Here is a 4,167-nt window from a genome sequence, read left to right as displayed (position 1 = left end):
CTAGATGTGGCCGAGACCGCCGAGGCTCTCTATACTGCTCTGACGCTGCCCTCTGAAGAGCGTGAGCGGCGGGCCAAGCTGGCCCGGCAGATAGTGGAGCAGAATAATCTGCACACCTGGCTTACCCGTCAGATCGAGGATATCAATGAGCTGCTCGACCTGGCCCGTTTGTCCGCTGCGAACGAGGAGCGGCAACGTGATCAGGACGAAGCGCAAAGTGAACCCGAGCTTGCGCCCAGCCCCCTCTCTCTTTCTGCAGGATGACTCTGCATTGAGATGCCGCTGTCTTCGGGCTGGCAAGAAAAGCGCGTGGAGGTAATCCACTACGCACGCTTTTCCTGCCAGCCTGGTGAGGACGTCCCAGTCTCCTGCTCTAAAAAGAGCACCATTTCCTCTAACAAGCTTGCCATACCGGCCACTCCCTCGACGATGAGATCTGCACGCTCTAACAGCCGTGAAGGGGTGTCCGGGTGACGCACTGCAATCGTGACTGCCGCCGGACAGATCCCCTCTTGGCGCAGACTCAGCAGCGTTTCAACTCCATCGAGGTCTGTGGTGTCGTCGCCGGCAAAGAGCACACCCCGTAGTCGATGCTGCTCGATGAAGCGCTGTAAGGCCTGACCTTTGTTCAGGCCGGGCACTCTCAGTTCAACAGCCATTTTGCCCTCTGAGAGCTGGAGACCAGCCTGCTGGGCTGGCTCTCGGAGCAGCTCTAGAATCTCCTGCCGACTCTGGACGGGGTCAGGACAGCGGCGGTAGTGAATCGTTCCGCCGATGCTTTTGTGTTCGATCTGTACACAAGGTGACGAGCGCGCCAGATGCTGCTCTGCCAGTGTGAGCAGCCGCTGTGCTGAAAGGCGATAGGCTTCGGCGGCTGGCAGTAGCTGGATCGGGTGATGCTCTGGCAGGCCTTCGGCCCACTCCAGACCGTGATTGCCAATGTAGGTGATTCCGTCGACGCCTACCAGGGCGGCGGCGCTGACAACCGCTCTGCCGGTAATCACCGCCACTCTGGCGTAGGGCCGCAAACGTTCCAGCAGGCCTGCTACACCAGGAAAGAGTCTGGCTGCTTCGGGGCTCGGGGCAATGGGGCTGAGTGTGCCATCGATATCGAAAGTCAACCCGCAAGGGTGGGTCTGCAGGACGTTGCGCACTGCGGCACTAAGCATGGTGCTCCTTTACCTGTACCTATCTGGATCTGGCTGTAATGACGTGCTCGCCCTGTCCGCTGCTGGTGCCAGACTGAGGCTGAGCGCCCTGCATTCTATCACACCGTGTTGTCGCCTTGGGTCTCGCGTGGTACTATGTAATAGATAAACCTTGAGCCTTTCTGACGCAGTTTCTAATCGCAGGGCTGACCTCATAGTCCAAGCGCAGCAATCAGGCTCTTCCTGCTCGCAACTATGGCCCCCGTGCGCGCAGCCGAGGTGGCAGAGGTGCCGGGCGGCAAAGTCTTATGGCGTTAGCGGCCATCTCGCTGCTCGTGCGTCTTTTGCTCCTCTCTGTTCTGGCCTGATGGCTTACTCAAGGAGCTGGCTCTGCGGAGAACGGCGTTTCATTTCTTTATCTCACGAAGGGGGTTTGAGATGCCACAGACCTGGCTGCACTTTCTGAGCACCATCGGCGGTATTATTCTGGTCGATCTTGCGTTGAGTGGTGATAATGCCCTGATCATTGGTGCGGCCACTGTGGGCATTCCACGGCAACGGCGCTGGACAGCCCTGGCTATTGGCGGAGGTCTGGCTATTGTCCTCCGTCTTGCGTTTACTGCTCTGGCTAGCTGGCTCTTACAGATTCCCTATCTCCAGGCTATTGGGGGTCTCCTGGTTCTCTCGATCGCCGTGCGCCTCTTTTTTAATCGAACAGGGCCTGTAGAGCAATCAAAGTCGAGGGGTGCAGTCCGCTCGGCTCCAGCCAATGGTGCCTCACCTGCCTCTCAGCCACTTTCTGAAGCAGCGAGCGCTAATACTATCTTGCACAAAGCTCCCCATCTGCGCCGCTTCCTTGAGCATCGTCTCTCGCCGGAAACGACCAGCTTTGTGCTGGCTCTCCTCACTATTGTTGTGGCTGACGTAACCATGAGCCTCGACAACGTGATCGCCATTGGGGCTATCGCTCAGGGGCAGCTTCTGGTTTTGATCATCGGCCTCTTAACCAGTATTCTTCTCCTCCTCTTGGGCAGTGCGCTGGTAGCTGAGCTGCTTAGTCATGTACCCGGCCTCACCCTGGTAGCCAGCTTTATTCTGGCCTGGGTGGCAAGCAACTTAATCATTAACGATCCGGCAATTGGCTTCCTCCAGAATCATGAGATGGCTGTCTATGTAGGGGCGTTCCTCTTTGTAGGGATCATGGCCTTCGTCGCCTATATCCAGCAGCGCCATCAGCGTTACTTGCATTCTTCCTCACCACCTTCTCGCTGATCTGAGAAAGAGAGGACTCTGCTCTGTGAGCATGGAGTGGGGCCAAGATGGGGGTAACAGTGGGCATGATGATCCCTTAGCGCTGCCAATGTCTTGACGTGAGACCTGAGCTGAAGGCGACATTTTTACCTGGGGGCGGTCAGAGCTAACAGAAAGACCCTGCGACGCTCTGCTGGCTGAGAAAGATCGGTCTCGGCAAGCAAGGCCAGGACGGGAGGTCCAAGGCCGGCAGGTTAGAATAATCAAGACAGCAAGAAGGGACTTCCGATGTCCAGGAAGTCCCTTCCCTATGTAAGCCAGGTAGTGGCGAGTCCTCTTGAAAAGGAGGACGCTTCGCTCTTGCGAGCCACTGGTATGGCTCAGGCTAGGATAATGGCCCAGGCCACGCCTTGCCTAGGGAAACAGCGATGGCGGCGTCGCGCTGGGCTGAGGATGCGCTGTCGGTGACGGTGTTGGCGACGGTGTCGGTGACGGTGTTGGCGACGGTGTCGGTGTTGGCGACGGCGTTGGCGTTGGCGACGGCTTCTCTGTTGCTGTCGGCGATGGAGCCGTTGTCGGTGAGCCGGTACTGAGATTGACCACGTAGAGAATGACGCTCTGGCCCTGAGGCAGCTCCTCGCCGCTCTTGGGCGATGTGCGGTCCACATAGTTAGCCGGCTTGGTCGGATCAACACCATCAGACTGCACCGTAAAGGGAATGCCTTGACTGCGCAGGATACGCTCCGCGCCCGCCAGCGTATTGCCTACCAGCCCATCAGGAACAATCACGCGCGTGGGTCGTTCTTGCAGGTCGACCAGAATCGTCGAGCCGCGTGGGGCCAGAGCGGGTGGCTGGGGCGATTGGCGCACCACATAGCCCGAGGTCAGGCCATTGTGCACTTGCAGGACGAAACCAGCGTTGGTGGCGCGAGTCAGTGCCTGCTGATAAGTGAGGCCGATCAGCGAAGGAACTGGCACTTCGGGCGGCGCAGGGGTGGCCTGCGTAGAGAGATGGAGGAAAGGCACAAATCCCAGGATGGCAGCCAGATAGACGCTAAAGCCGATGAGCACAACGGTAGCGATAAGAATAAGAGCAGTGATGATACCAGCTAAGCGAGAGCCTCGCTCACCGGCGATTGCATCGCGCTGAAAGGGACGAGTTGTGCCAGACTGAATAAAGCCTCCGTAGGGACCCGGCGCCGGAGCCGAAGCTACCTCGGCAGGGGCATAGGGAGAGGCTGTCACAGCACCAGCGGCATGAGGCTGCTGATCATAGCCTGCGGAGGCAGCCAGAGCCGGGGCCTCATTGACCAGACCCTGCCCGGCACCAGCGAGCGACGGGCGATATGGAGAAGTGACGACAGTTGGCGCTGCCGCCACATCTCTGGCAGGCTCGGCAAGCTCAGTTTCGCCAAGAGCTTCCAGAGCGCGGGCCAGTGCGCTGCCATCACGATAGCGCATCTCTGGTATTTTTTCTAGACAGCGCAGGATAATCTCCTCAAGCGCGGGCGGAATGGCCGGATTATAGTGACTGGGGGGTACCGGAGGCTCCTGGATATGCTGCATAGCCACAGCCACCGGCGTATCGCCCTCAAAAGGGGTGCGCCCGGTCAGCATCTCGTACATCACGATGCCGAGCGCATAGACATCGGCGGCTGGACTCACAATCTCGCCCTGGGCCTGTTCGGGAGCATAATACTGCACTGTACCGAGCGTCATCCCGGTGGTTGTCAAGCGCTCGGCATTGATATCCTTATAGACGCTGGCA

The 4,167-nt window shown here is 58.7% G+C and carries 3 protein-coding genes and 1 pseudogene; 2 read left to right on the top strand and 2 right to left on the bottom strand.

Going from position 1 to position 4,167, the window contains the following annotated elements; translation table 11 throughout:
• A pseudogene (locus IRZ24_RS17470) lies at positions 1-264 on the top strand (hypothetical protein); the annotation flags it as partial.
• Positions 265-323: 59 nt separating this feature from the next.
• On the opposite strand, the gene otsB reads toward IRZ24_RS17470, so the two are convergent.
• Positions 324-1,169 carry a trehalose-phosphatase gene (gene otsB, locus IRZ24_RS17465; RefSeq protein ID WP_297167043.1) on the bottom strand — a complete coding sequence of 282 codons (846 nt, stop codon included), beginning with the start codon at positions 1,167-1,169 and terminating at the stop codon, positions 324-326.
• Positions 1,170-1,586: 417 nt separating this feature from the next.
• Here otsB and IRZ24_RS17460 point away from each other — a divergent pair, with 417 nt between their 5' ends.
• Positions 1,587-2,420, top strand: coding sequence for a YjbE family putative metal transport protein (locus tag IRZ24_RS17460; protein WP_297167040.1), 834 nt, complete (start codon positions 1,587-1,589; stop codon positions 2,418-2,420).
• A 393-nt stretch (positions 2,421-2,813) separates the two neighbouring features.
• Here the strand turns inward: IRZ24_RS17460 and IRZ24_RS17455 are convergent.
• Positions 2,814-4,167, bottom strand: a 1,354-nt coding sequence (locus IRZ24_RS17455) for a PASTA domain-containing protein (protein ID WP_297167038.1), incomplete at its 5' end; no start/stop codon positions are given.

The organism is Thermogemmatispora sp., assembly GCF_019683755.1.
Classification (GTDB): Bacteria; Chloroflexota; Ktedonobacteria; order Ktedonobacterales; family Ktedonobacteraceae; genus Thermogemmatispora.
This window is presented reverse-complemented; position numbering and strand designations above follow the sequence as displayed.

What these genes read in the sequence shown, in the direction of transcription:
- otsB (WP_297167043.1), bottom strand. Translation starts at nt 1,169, where the DNA reads ATGCTTAGTGCCGCAGTGCGCAACGTCCTGCAGACCCACCCTTGCGGG.
- IRZ24_RS17460 (WP_297167040.1), top strand. Translation starts at nt 1,587, where the DNA reads ATGCCACAGACCTGGCTGCACTTTCTGAGCACCATCGGCGGTATTATT.